Here is a 16310-nt window from a genome sequence, read left to right as displayed (position 1 = left end):
TTGTTGGCAACTTCCCCACTGAAGGCATTCAAGTCTTGATACTCAGTCAGGTCGCGTACCAACAGGCGAATCGCAAGCATGGGAAAAATATCCACATAGGTATAAAAAATCGTCCCCCCAGCGCTGCCGTTGGTCGTAAACACCTTACCACCTAAAGTAATACGCCCCATAAACCTTACAGGGTCATCACGAACGCTGGTAGCAGCACGCATATACCGAGGTATCAATTCGACAACAGTAGCTTCAGGCACAAGTTCGACAGGTTCAGACGCTTGGGTACATTGCTCGCCTGGATCCGCAACACGCCAAAGGCCAGCGTCAAATTTATTTTTCTCAGTATCACAGTACCAACCCGGCGGTAACGGTTGATTGGGCGTACCAAACTGGGTGACGGTAGCACTTGTGCGTTCGACTTCGGTTAAGGGCGTTTCAACCCAAATTCCGCGCTCATCTTCAACAATTTTGACAACCAACAAACTTACACGACATTGATGCCGCCCATTGGCGTAAAGTTCACGGGTCACCAACTGGCCACTCGGAAGTTCAATATCAAACCGTTTTAAACTAATATCTCCAGCGGCCATATTCTTACTCCGACGTGTATATTAATAGTTACATCAACCTTTGAGTCTCACTGAAAAGCCGATGTGGTTGCAGCCAGTTAACACCCAAAAAAAAGCCCCCGCTACTGTCACAATTGACAGTAGCGGGGGCTTTTTAATAGAAAAACGAACTTAAAAGATGCTTTTACAAACCTTATTTAACCCGTTTATGGCAAGGCATGCCGAGCGCCTTCAAAACATCGTATTTTATATCCACCGCTTCGCAGCTAAATGATCCGACTCTCGCCTCTCCACCCACCGCGGCCCCTCCGGTGTATTTTCCTTCTTCCAAAACGGCGCCTGCGTCTTCAGGTAATCCATCACAAACGCACAGGCATCAAACGCCGCCTGGCGATGCGCACTGGCCGCGCCGACAAACACAATTGGCTCGCCCGGCTCCAGCGCGCCAATACGATGCAGCACCTCCAGCTTGAGCAACGGCCAGCGCTGCTCGGCTTCCACAGCGATCTTGGCCAGGGCCTTTTCCGTCATGCCGGGGTAGTGTTCCAGGAACATCCCCGACACGTCGCGCCCATCGTTGAAGTCGCGTACATAACCGACAAAGCTCACCACCGCGCCCACGCCCACGTTGGCCGCGTGCATGGCGTTGACTTCGGCACCCGGATCAAAGGCTTCGACCTGCACACGAATGGCCATGCTCAGCCTCCGGTCACGGGTGGGAAGAAGGCAACTTCATCACCGGCTTGTACCGGCTCGTCGAGGCTGCACAGCTCTTCGTTGCGCGCACACATCAAGCTCGCTTCGTTGAGCACGGCGAATTCCGGGTCTGAGGCCAGCGCGAGGCGCACAGCGTCGACGGTGGCAAATTCACCTTCCATCTCCAGCGAATCAAAGCCCACCGCTTCGGCGTAGCGCGCAAAAAACAGTACGTTGATACTCATTGTTCATCCGCCTTGAAATGCCCGCTTTTACCGCCCAGCTTTTCCAGCAGGCGAATACTCTCAATGGTCATGCCGCGATCCACCGCCTTGCACATGTCGTAGATCGTCAGCGCGGCGACGCTGGCGGCGGTCAGGGCCTCCATCTCCACGCCGGTCTGGCCGGAGAGTTTGCAGCGCGCCACGATAAGAACCGCGTCTGCACCGTCGGCACTCAACTCGACCTTGACGCCGGTGAGCATCAACGGGTGGCACAGGGGGATCAAGTCACTGGTTTTTTTTGCTGCCTGGATCCCGGCAATGCGGGCCACGGCAAACACGTCGCCCTTGGGGTGGGCGCCGTCGACAATCATTTGCAGGGTGTCGGGCAGCATGCGCACCCGCGCTTGCGCCACCGCTTCACGGAACGTCACGGCTTTGTCGGTGACGTCGACCATATGGGCGCGACCTTGGGAATCGAGATGAGTCAGCACAGGGATACTCCTGATCAGGAGCAGGGATTGTAAACCTGTGGGTCAAAATTTGCGCAGGGCTGTTTATCCCCTCCTGTAGGAGCGAGCTTGCTCGCGAAAAACTCTCAGGCACCGCGTTTACCCAGGGTGCACGCGTTATCGTTGGCGTTTTTCGCGAGCAAGCTCGCTCCTACATTCAAGGTTAGAACAGGAAGGTAAACCCGGCATTGATCCCGTTGTTGTTACCGCGGTTGGACAGCAAGCCACTGTAGTTCAATGACACCAGGGTGTCCTTGGTCAGCGCCATTTGTGCACTGGCCTTGATCACCGCGCCATCCCTGGCCACAGGCACGCTGTTGACGGCGAAGGCCGTGTCACTGCCGGAAAACTTCAGAGAAGCTTCACGATCGGTATCACCAAACTGGTGCTCCCAACCCAGCTCACCGCGCAGGGTCACCGCCGAGGTGGACGTGAGCGGCAGCTGGGTATGGCCACGCACGCCCAGGGTGGAGAGTGTCGCGTCCTGGCTTTGCTGGCTGGCATGCAAGGCTGCGGCACCGCCTTTTTCCTTGAACGAGTCGCTTTGATAGTTCAGGTACGTGAGGTTGGCGAAGGGTTCAAACACGGTCCACTGGGTGTAACCGATCTCGGCAAACACTTGGTCGGTACGCGCGTTGTAGTCGGCCTTGGCATGGTCCGACTGATTGGCATAGGCCACCCGTCGCGAAGTGTCCAGACGGTGCCAGGTGCTGGCACCGCCCAGGCGCAGGGCAATCGCCTCGAAGCGTTTGCCACCATAGACCGACAGGTGATAGTTGTCGCTGTCCGCCGACGCCGACTGGCCGTTGAGGTGGCTTTGGGTATAACCGGTCGCCGCGCCCACGCGCCAGCCGTCGTTCACCTCGGTGTCCAGGCCCAGCAGTACGCCGCTGGTGGACGAGGAGTAGCCGCTGGCGTTGTTGTCACCACTGACGTTGTTGCGTCCACCAAGCAGCTGTACCCAGCCGCCGTTGTCACGGCTGTCGATCTGCGCGCTGGAGTCCAGTGCCTGCGCCTGTTGCAGGCGAGCGTTGACCGCTTCACGCAGGTAGCGACTGTCGGCCATTTGCGCCGCCGCCACATCCGAGTGCAGTTGCCCCGACAGTTGCCTGAACCCTTCCCGCGCCTGAGCGGCGGAATCCGACGCCAGCAGGCTTTCGTAGACCGGGCTGCCAGCGCCCAATGTCTCGGCTGCCGTCGCCACCGACCGCTCATTGCGGGTTTGCGCGACGCTGGCGAAGGTGGTCTGGTTGCGGGCTATCGCCAGGGTCAACTGGTTCGGTTGATAGTTGAGCGCAGTGCCAATGAACAGGAAGTTGGGGGCGAACGCCGCAAACTGCCCCTGGATGCCTTGGCTGGCGCTGAGGATAGTGAACTGCTGGCCCAGCAAGCTGCGCGCCTCGGTGGCGGTCAACAGATTGGGGCTGTTCTCCAGGGACAGGTTCACCACTCCGCCGTTGAGGGTCGCCAGGCCATTGCTTTGGAGCTGGTCGCTCTGACCATTGGCGCCGACTTCGACGGCATACACCGAACCCGGATTGAACGTGACATCGCCGGTACGCAGCGTACCAATCGAATGCCCCGGGGCCACTCGCCCGCCGTTGTTGACGGTCAAGGCGCCCACCGTGCCGTTGCCAGCCAGGGTGCCGCCCAATGTGGTCATCACGCCGTTATCGGCATTGCGTGTGCCCACGGCGCTGCCATCTACCGTCACGGCAGAGATCAACGCGCCGTCCACCGACAATTTGCCACCGCGTACCCAAGTGCTGCCCGAATAGCTGTTCTGGCCTTCCAGCACCAACTCGCCATCCCCCGACTTGACCAGGCTACCCACGTAAATGCTGCCAGTGAGCGCGTCCTGGCCGCGGGTGAGTGTTGCCTGCTCGCGGGCATGACCGATGTCGTATTCGAACTGATCATCGGCCGAGGCATTGGCGGGCAGACCATTGAGCCAGCCTTTCTGCGCTTTAGTGGCGGCCCAGCTCGCCTGTTCGGCAGCGTCCTCTACGCGACGGGCGCGAATGGCTTCATCGGAAATCGGGTTGGCCCAAATATCGCGGGTATCGGTGGGCAAAGCAACTGCCACCGCACCGAGGAACTGCCCCGGCCCTTGCATGGCTTTTTGCAGGTTGGGCAAGCCCCAACCACTGACCACACCTGGCACTTGCGGCGTACCCGGCGGCGCATCGTGCACCGGTTGCAGGTTGTCGTAGGTGCGGCCACCGGTCAGCGTGCCAACCGGCGTGCCCGGGCCATCCGGCGCTTGCAGGCTGGAGGTGGTCAGCAACACGTCCCGCGCCTGGCTGGCGGTCATGTAGGGGAAGCGTTGCATCACTAGCGCCAAGGCCCCGGAAACGCTCGGCGCGGCGGCCGAGGTGCCGTTGGCATTCGGGATGATTTCGCCCTCGGGGCCGGCAGATGGAATGCCCGATACGCCCATCACGCACCACCACTTGGACGTACCGCAGCGGTTGTAGACCTGGGCGCTAGTTTCGTCGTAGCCAGTGATGGAGAGGAACTTAGCTTCGATATCCGGTTTGAAGAACGGCAGGTTCGCATTGGTGTCCGGGTTGGCACCGTGGCTGTCGTTGCCCGCCGAGATGATCTGGATGAACGTGTTTTGCCGGGCCGCATCGGCCATGGCGTCCATCCAGGTTTTGTGCCCGGCATGGGCCTTGTCCCAGAACGGGCGATAGGCGGCGGTCATGTCGCGCAGGTTTTGCGCGGCGCTGTCGCCGACGTTGCCGAAGTGGTTCTCCACGTCATCGCGCGAACTCTGCCCCCAACTCTGGTTGACGATCGCCACGTTCTTCGCCGCCAGGGCGTTGTAGCTGGCCATGAATGCGTTGTAGTCGAGGTCGTTGGAGCCTTGGTAGCGGTCGTTGTCGCTGCCGCCAGTGTTGGCGACAAACAGGTTGGCGTCGAAGGCAATGCCGTGCATACCCGTGCCGTTGCGGTTGGCGGCCAGCACCCCGGACATCTCCGTGCCATGCCCGTCGTTGAACGCCGGGTCGTATTCCCCTGGGATACTGAAATGCTCACCCTGCTTGAACTCACCACTGGGCACTTCAAGGCGGTAGCGCGGATGGGTGGCGTAGTACTCGCCCGTGGAGGTCACCGCCTGCACCCGGTCCTGGCCCTGGGCATTCTTGCCCTGGAACTCGGAATGTTCGGTGAGGATGCCCGAGTCCAGCACGCCGACATTCACCCCCTTACCGGTGATGCCCAAGGCATAGGCGTAGTACGCGTTGGTGCGGTCCAGGCCAGAGTTGACCTGAGCTTCCGGGGTCTTCCAGGTTTGCGCGTTGGCGCTCCAGTCACGGGTTGCGCCAGCCCAGGACTGGCCGGCGTTCAACTGCCCATTGAGGTTGCTGCTAACGCCTGGCTCGACGTAGGTGTAAGGCTTGGCGGCCGGCAAGTTGGCGATAATGGCCTTGGAAAAGTCCAGGATATTGGTGGTGTAGCGGCCGCTGTTGCTGAACAGCCGGCTGCGGTAGTAATCCAGGCGCGAGGCGTAGTCCAGTGGCCGACGGGTGTCGCCGAGCATGGCGCCGATGGTCAGGTTCTCGGGTTGCAGCTCATAGTTTTGCTTGAGGGCCGAATCGAACTTGCCGGACTGGGCCGCGAAGTCCTTGGCCGCAAGATCGACAATATCCGCGTAGGCAAACCTGAGGTTTTTATACACGGCAGTCTCAGGGCCGAATGAGGCGACGGCTGCCCTGAACGCCGATTCCAGTACCTGCGGGGTGTAAGGGTTGTCGTCTGCCCTGGCCATGGAACCGTGGCCCAGCCATAAGGCCAGGCCGAGTGCTATGGGTGAAAGGGGTGTGGTCTTGAAACGGGGGGTGCGATTGCGTTGCGACACAGTGAAGCCATTACCTGCTACGTCCATTTTCCTTTCCCTTTGGATATGTGCGTCATCAATGAGCGGTGTTTCGGGCTTTTGTAATAGGCAGGGTCACGGTGAAAACCCTGGACAGGTTTTCCAAGCGTTCGTCGAATCAAGGAGGTGGTGTTCCGACGGGGTCTTGCAGTGTTCTTATAGTTTTTACCGCGAGAAAAAATGTAACAAAATAATTACAGAGATCACAAGCACCCAGGACGCGTTAACGCAGGCAAATGTCGCACAAAACAAAAACCCCGGACTTCGTGAAAAATCCGGGGCTTTTCGTCGCAGGTTCGCTGTAGTTAAAGATGGGACTCGGCGTATTCAGCCAAAATCGAACGCGGTACCCCTTGCAGCGCAATGTGCACGCCGTTCGGGAAGTCTTTGAAGCGTTCCGTCAGGTAAGTCAGCCCGGAGCTGGTCGCGGACAGGTAAGGGGTGTCGATCTGCGCCAAGTTGCCCAGGCACACCACTTTGGAACCGGCGCCCGCACGGGTGATGATGGTTTTCATCTGGTGCGGCGTAAGGTTCTGGCATTCATCGATCAGAATCAGGCTTTGCTGGAAGCTGCGACCTCGAATGTAGTTGAGGGATTTGAACTGCAACGGCACTTTGCTGAGGATGTAGTCGACGCTGCCATGGGTGTTTTCGTCATCCATGTGCAAGGCTTCGAGGTTGTCGGTAATCGCCCCCAGCCACGGCTCCATTTTTTCCGCCTCGGTACCGGGCAGAAAGCCGATTTCCTGGTCCAGGCCCTGCACGCTGCGGGTGGCGATGATACGGCGATAGCGTTTGGTGACCATGGTCTGTTCGATGGCGGCGGCCAGGGCCAGGATGGTTTTGCCCGAACCTGCGGCGCCGGTCAGGTTGACCAGGTGGATGTCCGGGTCGAGCAGCGCGTAGAGCGCCAGGCTCTGGTAGATATCACGCGGTTTCAGGCCCCAGGCTTCCTGGTGCAACAGGGGTTCCTGATGCAGGTCGAGAATCAGCAGCTTGTCGACCTGGATCTCTTTGATCCAGCCCACGAAGCCCTGTTCATCGACGATGAACTCATTGATATGCACGGCCGGCAGGTTGTCGATCAGTTGTACCTGGTGCCAGGTGCGGCCGTGGTCCTGACGGGTTTCGACCTTGCTCACACGGTCCCAGAACGAGCCGGTCATCATGTGATAACCACGGGACAGCATCGACACGTCGTCGACCAGTTGGTCGGTACTGTAGTCCTCGGCAGCGATCCCACACGCTCGTGCCTTGAGGCGCATATTGATGTCTTTGGTCACCAGCACCACGCGCAGGTCCTTGTCGCGCGCATGCAGGTCGATCAATTGGTTGATGATTTTGTTGTCGTTCAGGTTTTCCGGCAGCAGGCTGTTGGGCTCGCTGCGCTTGCTCATCAGGATCGACAGCAAGCCCTTGGGCCCGCCCTTGCCACGCTGGATCGGTACGCCGACTTCAACGTCCTCGGGCGAGGCTTCACCCAGGGTCTTGTCGATCAGGCGGATGGCCTGGCGGCATTCGGCGGCAACGCTGTGGTGGCCGCTTTTGAGTTTGTCGAGCTCCTCAAGCACGATCATCGGGATGGCGACGTGGTGTTCTTCGAAGTTCAGCAGTGCGTTTGGATCGTGGATCAATACGTTGGTATCAAGCACATAAAGGATTGGCTGGTCGGAAGAAGGGTTACGTCCATGATCATCCATACTCGGTCACCTTTGTGGGAGCCATTCGACGCAATACCTGGGCGGTGCTGCGCCTCGATTCGACCACCGATTGCACCTTGAACAAGGTCAAGTGCAGTGCCCACGGGAGGAGTCTTGGAAGACGCCACCTGTGCTGCAGGTTTCGGCGATCTGACTTCGTAATACCGCAAAACCCATGACAGGAAAAAGCACTTTGACGCTTTTTTGAAGTTTATTTTTCAGGATGACGAATAGCACTAGCCGAGTGCCATGTACCCCGTTAAAGTCGGAAGTCCGCCTGCATCGAAATGTCGCAGCAAATCGCCCCGAAAACACCCCATCCCCAGCAAAGTCGGGCACTTCATCGAAATGCCTCGCGACACTCCTGCCAACCCAAGCCACTCTGCGCCGTCGCCTGCAATACCATTGGTAATGCCACCCGCGCCTTGTCCTGAGTGTCGTGAAACACGATCACGCCTTTGCGCCACAGCAGCATCAACGTCAGCACCCGTTGCGCCGACTCATCGGCCTTGAGCTTGCCCGGCTCGTCCTGGGAATCGATGTCCCATAACGCCACTTGCAGGCCCTGTTGCTGGAAGAAGCCCTGGCTGTCCGCACGGCGCTGCCCATACGGTGGGCGGAACAAGGGCACATAGTTTTCCGGCATCAGGTTCTGTACCAGCCCGGCACTGCGGGTGATGGAGCTTTGCCAGTCGACCCAATGGCTATGGGATCGGTACTGCCAGCCCTGCACACCCACGCACTGCCCTTGGTACAGCGCCTGCACATCGGCGGCGGAACTGCGCTCCACGCGGGTTTGCAAGCTGCTGCCAAGGACAAAGAACGTCGCGTTCATCTTTTGCTTGCGCAGGTAATCGGTGAGCCAGTCGGTATTGCCGCTGACAGGTGCAGGGCCACCGTCGAAGGTCAGTAAAAACATCCGGTCATTGAGTTCATCACCGTTGCGCTCATGATCGCCAAAGCGCGCCACTTCACTGCTGATCTGCGGAAACAGCGCAGCCTTGCGCAGCAGCTCGTCCAGATAGCGCGCGTGAAAGTGCCGGCTGGGGGCGGACCAGCCTATATAGAACGAGTTGTCACTGACCTCGAACTTGCCGGCCTGCTCACGCAGGTCGTCCATGCTCTCCACCAGGTAGCAGAACGAGGCGTCTTCTTCGCAGCTCTGCTGGGCGAACATGTAGTTCTCCAACAGCCGTTGCCAGAGCTGGCGACGCAGGTCGTCGATGGCAGCCAGGTTGATGATCTTCAGCCCCAGGCGTTGCTTGAGCGCGGCGTCATCCAGGGCTTCGCTGGCGAGCAGGCCGTGGGCAAACATCAGAATCTCCGCACGCGAAGCCACATCGAACAGCGCCGGGCTGACGAGTTTTTCCGGCCAGGTACCACGGTCCAGGCTGGCGACATCCACCGGCGCGGCCTGGGCATTCAGGCACAGCAGGCAAGCGGACAATAAAAGCGCTAATCGCACACGGGGTCTCCCTCTGCAGAGTCGTCGGCCACTATAGCTGATCACGTCCGCCCAGATGGCATTGGCCAGGTTCGACGGGCCTCTGGCTGGCCATGACGGATAAATCCTACAGCTATTGCCCCTCCAATAAGTAAGAGACCTCTTGATTCCCTCCACCCTATTGAAGGGCTCGCTTACGGCTTCCTAAGATCGGCCCCAACCTGCGGTTCTGCGAGCTGCATGTTCCCCATCGTGTCCCGGCTGACGGCAATTGCAATTGGCGGGGCAACAGGAAAAAAGGAAGCTCCATGCCCCGCCAAAGCGACCTGCGATTCACGTTCGAGCCCTTGAAAGGCGATGCCTTCGATGTGGTGTCCTTCACGCTTGAAGAAGGCCTGTCCCAGCCGTTCAAACTGCATTTGGAACTGGCCAGCCACAACGCCGCCATCGACTTCAATAACGTGCTCGACCTGGCGGGGCTGTTCACGATCTGGCGCGGCGAAATGCCGGTGCGCTACGTACACGGCCTGGTCAGCCTGTTCACCCAAGGCGACACCGGCTTTCACCGCACCCGCTACACCGCCGTCATCGAACCGACCCTGGCACGTTTCGACCTGCGTTCCAACTGGCGAATTTTCCAAGGCCAAACCGTGCCCGACATCATCACCAACGTGCTTGCCGAGCACCGACTGACCGACATCCGCCGCGAAATCTGCTTCGACCACCAACGCCGCGAATACTGCGTACAGGCCGGCGAAACCGACCTCGATTTCATCGCCCGCCTCGCCGCCGAGGAAGGCCTGCTCTACACCTTCGAACACCGCGACGACGGCCACACCCTCGTCCTCACCGACCGCGTCGGCGGCCTGGGCACCATCGGCACGCACAAACATTGCCCCGTGATCTACCAACCGATGGCCGGCGGCGATGCCACGGAACCGGCCTTGACCCGTTTTCACTACACCGAACAAGTACGCACCGCCCGCCAGGTACAACGCGACTACACCTTCACCCACCCGCGCTACGACCAACAGCACACCGCCACCGGCGACCAGGACCTGAAAAACCAGCACAAGGACTACGAGCGCTACGACTACCCTGGCCGCTACAAACGCGACATCGCCGGCAAACCCTTCACCAAGACCCGGCTGACCGCCCTGCGCAATGACGCCAAACTGGCGCACCTGGCCGGTGACGACGCACGCCTGCAACCGGGGCTCGCCTTCGACCTCAACGAGCATCCCCGCGAAGACTTCAACGACCGTTGGCGCACCATCGCCATCACCCACGAAGGCAAACAGCACACCAGCTTGCAGGAAGAGGCGTTCGGCAGCGACCGCGGCACGTCTTATGAAATGACCGCCAGCGCCATCCGCTGGACCTCAGATTGGAAGGCGCCGCTGCGTGCCAAACCCTGCATCGACGGCCCGCAGATCGCCACGGTGGTCGGGCCGCCAGGGGAAGAGATTTACTGCGATGAATGGGGCCGGGTGAAAGTGCAGTTTCCGTGGGATCGCGCTGACAAAAACAACGATCACAGCTCATGCTGGATTCGTGTGGCTCAAGGCTGGGCGGGAGAGCTTTGGGGCGCCATGGCCATCCCACGTGTGGGTCAGGAACTGATCATCGGCTACCTTGATGGCGATGCCGATCAGCCTATCGCTATCGGTCGGGCATACCGGCAAACCAACCTGCCACCGTATGAGCTGCCCAAGCACAAGACACGGATGACCATCAAAAGCCGAACTCATAAAGGCGAAGGCTTCAATGAGCTGCGTTTTGAGGATGAACTCGGGCATCAGGAAGTGTTCATCCATGCCGAAAAGGACAAGAACGTCCACATCAAAAACAACAACGGCATCTTTGTCGGCAGCGACCGCAAGGAGCGAGTCGAGCACAACGAAACCATCTCCATCGGCGACCACCGCACCGAGGACGTCGGCCAGAACGAAACCATCAGCATCGGTGCCAACCGCAGCGTAACCATCGGTGGCAACAAGGCCGAGACCATCAAGCTGGCCAAAGCTGAAACCATCGGTTTAGCCAAGGCATTAACGATTGGCGCGGCCTACCAAACCAGCGTTGGCGCGGCCATGAACACCACCGTGGGCCTGAGCCAAAGCGAGCAGGTCGGCATCCATAAATCGGTGGCGGTGGGCAAGAAATTCACCATCGACGCCGGGGATGAATTCAAGGTCACGGTGGGCAAATCCACCTTGGTAATGAAGTCCGACGGCACCGTACTGATCAATGGCCGCACCTTCGATTTCAGCGCCAGCGGCGCGGTGCAGATCAACGGCAAAGACGTGGATATCAACTAGGGGGCGTCATGGAATTTCGCAATCTGACGCCTTTTGATGCGCTGTGTTTCAGTGCGCTGGGCATGGACGACCAAGAGTACCCGGTGCTGGTTTTGAAGGTGGGCTATCGGTTGTTACCCATTGACGAACAACCGGGGCAGTTTCGCGCCGAAGTGATGGACGAGGATCCGTTGGCCCTATGCACCGCTGATCGCTACTACGGCGAGGAAGGGGCAAGCAGCGTCTTCGAGGAAAGTGACCTGGCGCCATTCAAACCGCGCTGTGATGTGATCGTGGTGGGCAATGCTCATACGCCACAAGGCCAACCAGCAACGCAGTGGACCGCCGGGCTGCGCATCAGTGCGCCGCTGGCGCCGCCGCCCAGCATCGAGGTGCACCTGCCGACGCCACTGAGTCCCGGCGAACGACTGACCGAGTACCAGCTAATGGAATGGCAAGCCGCCCGGCAAGAAGCTTTTAAGCGTCGGGCCGATGCGCCGAGGCGCCATTACTTGCTGGACAAGCAACTCAAATTCACCGGCCCTCGCCAATTCCGTCACAGCTTGTTCGGCGGCTGGCAATTGTCCGAGCCTCAGCCCGCAACGTGTGTTCCGCTGCGCTGGGAATATGCCTTCGGTGGCAGCAGCGTAGTGCGTAATCCCGAGCACGCGGTTGACGAAAACACCCCGCCCTATCTGCTCAACGAAGTTTGCTACAGCAACCCACTGGGCTGCGGCTGGATCGACAAGCGTCAAGAAGACCTTGGCTATCAACTGGACAAGCCGCTGCGCGAACTGCCCGCGCCACAGATCGAGCCCATCGACAAACCGGTGTGGCGTCTGGATCGGGTCAAACACCCCGAGGATGAACCGGACGCCCGTGGCATGGCGCAGCTCGCGGCCAGCTACAAAAACCACCCGGTTGGATTCGGCGTGGTGGGGCGTGCCTGGGCGCCTCGCCTGCCCTTGGCCGGGAGCTATGACGAGGACTGGCAGCGGGAGCGCTGGCCGGGCTTGCCACGGGATTTCGACTTTGCCTACTGGAACGGTGCGCCGGTTGATCAACAGATCGAATTTCCGCCGCCCGCGTTTCGTCTTGAACTGTTCAACCTGACCGCCCCTGGCCTTACGCCCGACGGCACATTGTGCGTCGAACTGCCCGGCCATCGCCCGTTTGTCCTGATGCGCCTGCACAACGGCGCCATGCTGCCATTGCCCATGCTCACCGACACCCTGCGCATCGACACCGAGGCCATGACCTTGGCGCTGACCCACCGCATCAGCCTGCCCAATCACCTGGGCATCCGCGTATTGGAAGCGCGCTTCGAGACTGATCCGAATGCACCGCTGATCAAACGCGCAGCAAAGGAGGCGCTCTGACATGGCCGATAACGTCATCGCTCGCAAACAAGGCAAATGGAAGGTCGTCAGTATCGTCCCCGACGTGTGCAAGACCCCGATGGGCAGCGCCATACCACCGGTGCCCTACCCGGTCACTGCCGAGCTGAAAACCGCTACCGGCGTGGCCAAATCGGTACGTGCCAACGGCAGGCCAGTGGTGGTGTTCGACAAGAGCCTGGTGCCGACCACCAAGGGGGATGGAGCTGGCGCCGCCAAAGGTATCAAGAGCAACACAGTCGGCGGCAAATGCTACCCGTTGGAGAAGAGCAGCAGCGTACGCGCCGAAGGCAAGTCGGTAGTGCGCCATGACGACAAGTTCTGGATGAATGGGGCTTAGCGCATGGCCGAACCAATCAACCTGGCACCGGTGCGGGTGCATGCGGTCAGTGTACCGGTCCGACGTCCTGCAGACAGCATCGCCGGCCCGGACGAAATGATGCTACAGCTCGGCGAGAACGGCGGCGTGCAAGTCGACCTGTTTGGGCGGGATGCACACGGCAATGAACTGCACGAAAGCCGGGAAATGCAGGAGTATGAATACGAGGACATGCGCAAACGCTACTTGCGCGCCGAATTGGCGACGATGCCGCCGTTCAGTGCGTTCAAGAGTGGCAACACCATTGGGCGGGTGGTGGGTGAGACGGTGCCTGCGGCAGTTTCGGCTTCGCAGGCAAACCCAACCATAGAAACGCAAACAGCGGCAGAAAAAGGGTGGTGGACTAGTGCAAGCCCGTGGGTTCACGGCGGCCTGGATGTCATAGGCTTCGTACCTGGACTGGGTGCAATCCCAGACTTGATCAACGCTGGCATCTATGCTGCTGAAGGCGATGCGGTGAATGCTAGCCTCTCAGCAGTTGCCGCGATTCCCTTTGCAGGCGATGCGCTAAAAGGCGGTGTACTGATTGGAAAAGGCATCAACAAAGCCGGAGTTCAGGGTGGCAGGGAGGTATCCGAAAGAGCTGCACGTGCCGTTGAAACAAAGGCAGTAGATCCGATTTTACCTAAAGGAAAAAATGGTGGGAAATTTTTAGGTAATGAAAAGTGTTTATTACGCCCTTACAAACCAGACACATGCAAAGCACAAGGTTTGACAGGCCACCATGTCGTACCAGATCGTGCGTTCAGACAAGGTCCACGCCAAGGCCCCAACAGAAAACAAATCCCTGGAGGTCTTTCCGAGTCAGAGGGGTTAGTGATCTGTGTAAGAGGAAAAGGGCTTACGGACCAACATGGAAAAATACACAAGTTTTATGACCCTCTTGAAACAGCGCTTGGATTATCTGAGACCCCACCCGGAACCACTACCCTGCTAAAACTTGAAATAATGGGTGCCCTTGCAACTGCGCGCGTTACCGGGTGCAACTCTGGCGTGTTGGCCGCTCAATTACGTACATACCATGAAACCAAAGGTTTACCTTCACAATTTAGAGTCAGGGCTGATAAATCAGGAAAACTTATAAGATCTACCCCACAAGGATCTCTTGGTACATTCGGCGCTGGTGATTTCTAAAGGAAATTTAAAATGTCCTCAAAACAACCCAATTCGCTGATTATGAATACTGGATCAGCAATCAACAGGGACATGTATTACATGTCATGCTCATTCGTAGATCGCACTTTTGACGAACCTTATTCTCGACTTTTTTTCTACCAAGACAAGAATAAGGACAAGTGGTTCTATCATGACCTGCCAGACTGGCATGTGGTCTCAACCTGCTTCCCTCCGCCAACCTCAGGAGCAACACGTAAAATCTACGCACTCAGCGAAGAAGGCTACATTGAGTGTTTTAGCAGAGATGCAATTAGCGTTGAGAAGATACAAGATGCCGGCCTCGATCCATCCAGTAAAATGTATGGATACGTCAACAAGATAAAGCATATAGATGGTCAGTTGTATAGCTGCGGCCACAGAGGACAGATTTATAGAAGAAACGAGTCCGCCTGGGAGCATTTTGATGATGGCATACTTCAAAAAAACAAGTTAATCATAGCAAACACTGACATGAGCTTTATGGAGAGCGTAAAGCTTTCCATAGACGAAACCCTTGATTTGTTTGATATAGACGGTTCAACGGGCGATATCTACGTTGTCGGAACTGATGGCTTTCTTGCAAATCACAATGGGGCTCAATGGCACAAATTACCTCGCCTCACAGCCGCTGACCTTCATTGTATCTATATTTCGTCCTCTGGAATTGTCTGGGTCGTTGGTTCACAGGGGACAATAATTAATGGGAGCGCACGATTAGGCTTTAAAGTGCTCGCCCGAAAGAAAATAGATGCTGACTTTTATTCAGTAACTGAATTCCAAAACAATATCTATATCGGAGCCAATAACGGCATTTACAAAGTCATCGACAACACAATCAAAAAGGTCGACGTTACAGCCAAAGAGGTCAGCTCCATCGAATCAAAAGACGGCGTCATGTGGGCACTTTCATCTGAAAAATTACTGCGTTTTGATGGGGTTCGCTGGGACGAGTTCGTCCACATAGACAACCAACAACGTCTATAAATTTAATGCCCCCTTCAAAACTATGTATTTTTTTGGAAGATATACCGCAGGCAAACCATGAATGAAGAGCAGTTTTTCAAAGACTTCGATGCCCATCGCTGGGACTTCACCATTGTCGATGAAACAGATGAAGAGCAGCCGGTTCTGCAAGTGGGACTGGTAGCGACTTTTTACCTGATAGATGCTTACCTCCCCGTTCGCAGAAAGCATATTGCTGAAGCCTTTGAACTCTTCTGTAAGCACTTTGGTGAAAAGTTGGTATGGGGCTACACAGGAGGCGAAAATATGATTGAGCAAAATTTCACCCCCCAAACCATGCAAGACTGTATTTCATATATACAATCGGATGGCTTCGCAGAGTCAGCTGCACTTATGTGGTCCTCTAACAAAAGCTTTCAAAACGTTGGCACCTACATGTTTGACGCGTACTCGCCTGCCGGATGGTACGAAAAAGTGCATAGCTCAATAACAACCGTAAGACTGTACCTTCCTATTGAAGAACTCAAAGGTTCAGGTAAAAAGAATTTTGAAGAACTGATATTCAAAATGTGCAACATTTTACGCCCATTGCACGGGGCCGCAGGATTAGGTATTCAACACAGTTATGAATGGGAAAATTATCAGCATGTTGAATATGAACTGGTACAAGAGTACCGAGGTGCAGACCTGTGCATTCCCAGCGGCAATAAGAAATGGCGCACCGGCTACAGCAACCTCAACTGGTATTCCTACCTTGCCCACCATTGGGTAAGCAAATTAGGGACAACCGCGGATTTGCTCGAACAACTCAACGACATACGCATAGGCATTTTGCCTTACGAATGGGGCACCATTTTTCGTGCGGGAGACTGGCCTGCCTTGGGCAAAGCGGATGTCGACCCTCGGCCCGAGCTATATGTGATGGTCAATGAAGTGCTCAAACCCTTGCGAGTCAGCAATATTGGCTCGCTGCACTACGGCTCGATTGCCGGTGAAGTGCGCCTCAACGAGCGCACCAGCAACCAATGGATGCGCCGTTTTGACCTTCCCAACGACTCCCCGAGGCCCCCGCCTTCACCGCTTTATCGCCGTATATC

13 protein-coding genes are annotated in these 16310 nt (G+C 57.4%); 6 read left to right on the top strand and 7 right to left on the bottom strand.

Going from position 1 to position 16310, the window contains the following annotated elements; genetic code table 11:
- From GIW04_RS16990 to GIW04_RS16960, 7 genes are all read right to left on the bottom strand, one after another.
- Window positions 1-584, bottom strand: a 584-nt coding sequence (locus GIW04_RS16990; RefSeq protein ID WP_236479072.1) for a hypothetical protein, incomplete at its 3' end; no start/stop codon positions are given.
- 225 nt (window positions 585-809) lie between these two features.
- The gene (gene moaE, locus GIW04_RS16985) at window positions 810-1259 is read right to left on the bottom strand and encodes a molybdopterin synthase catalytic subunit MoaE (RefSeq protein ID WP_073843304.1); all 450 of its coding nucleotides are present in this window, start codon (window positions 1257-1259) and stop codon (window positions 810-812) included.
- Between the two features lie 2 nt (window positions 1260-1261).
- Window positions 1262-1504, bottom strand: a complete 243-nt coding sequence (moaD, locus tag GIW04_RS16980) for a molybdopterin converting factor subunit 1 (RefSeq protein WP_120248691.1) — start codon at window positions 1502-1504, stop codon at window positions 1262-1264.
- A complete protein-coding gene (moaC, locus tag GIW04_RS16975; protein ID WP_057710970.1) occupies window positions 1501-1974 on the bottom strand; it encodes a cyclic pyranopterin monophosphate synthase MoaC in 474 nt (157 codons plus the stop codon). The genes moaD and moaC overlap by 4 nt, the downstream gene beginning before the upstream one ends.
- Before the next feature lie 181 nt (window positions 1975-2155).
- The gene (locus GIW04_RS16970; protein ID WP_120248690.1) at window positions 2156-5884 is read right to left on the bottom strand and encodes an autotransporter domain-containing protein; all 3729 of its coding nucleotides are present in this window, start codon (window positions 5882-5884) and stop codon (window positions 2156-2158) included.
- Window positions 5885-6180: 296 nt separating this feature from the next.
- Window positions 6181-7575, bottom strand: coding sequence for a PhoH family protein (locus GIW04_RS16965; RefSeq protein ID WP_003188745.1), 1395 nt, complete (start codon window positions 7573-7575; stop codon window positions 6181-6183).
- Between the two features lie 340 nt (window positions 7576-7915).
- Entirely contained in the window at window positions 7916-9040 is a 1125-nt protein-coding gene (locus GIW04_RS16960; RefSeq protein ID WP_120248689.1) for a polysaccharide deacetylase family protein, read from the bottom strand.
- 287 nt (window positions 9041-9327) lie between these two features.
- Between GIW04_RS16960 and GIW04_RS16955 the strand changes: the two genes are divergently transcribed.
- From GIW04_RS16955 to GIW04_RS16930, 6 genes are all read left to right on the top strand, one after another.
- The gene (locus GIW04_RS16955) at window positions 9328-11340 is read left to right on the top strand and encodes a type VI secretion system Vgr family protein (protein WP_236479071.1); all 2013 of its coding nucleotides are present in this window, start codon (window positions 9328-9330) and stop codon (window positions 11338-11340) included.
- 8 nt (window positions 11341-11348) lie between these two features.
- On the top strand, window positions 11349-12698 hold the full coding sequence (locus tag GIW04_RS16950) for a DUF2169 family type VI secretion system accessory protein (protein ID WP_057710966.1): 1350 nt from the start codon (window positions 11349-11351) through the stop codon (window positions 12696-12698).
- A 1-nt stretch (window position 12699) separates the two neighbouring features.
- Window positions 12700-13056 (top strand): DUF4150 domain-containing protein, encoded by a 357-nt coding sequence (locus tag GIW04_RS16945; RefSeq protein WP_057710965.1) that lies wholly within the window; start codon window positions 12700-12702, stop codon window positions 13054-13056.
- 3 nt (window positions 13057-13059) lie between these two features.
- Window positions 13060-14229, top strand: a complete 1170-nt coding sequence (locus tag GIW04_RS16940) for a hypothetical protein (protein WP_147412278.1) — start codon at window positions 13060-13062, stop codon at window positions 14227-14229.
- Between the two features lie 12 nt (window positions 14230-14241).
- On the top strand, window positions 14242-15234 hold the full coding sequence (locus tag GIW04_RS16935) for a hypothetical protein (RefSeq protein ID WP_120248687.1): 993 nt from the start codon (window positions 14242-14244) through the stop codon (window positions 15232-15234).
- A 57-nt stretch (window positions 15235-15291) separates the two neighbouring features.
- A partial coding sequence (locus tag GIW04_RS16930) for a type VI immunity family protein (protein ID WP_236479070.1) occupies window positions 15292-16310 on the top strand: 1019 nt, incomplete at its 3' end.

The sequence above is a fragment of the Pseudomonas sp. PA-4-8C genome (assembly GCF_021606625.1).
GTDB lineage: Bacteria > Pseudomonadota > Gammaproteobacteria > Pseudomonadales > Pseudomonadaceae > Aquipseudomonas > Aquipseudomonas lactis.
Note: the sequence above shows the minus strand (reverse complement) of the source record. Positions and strands in the feature narration are given on the sequence as shown.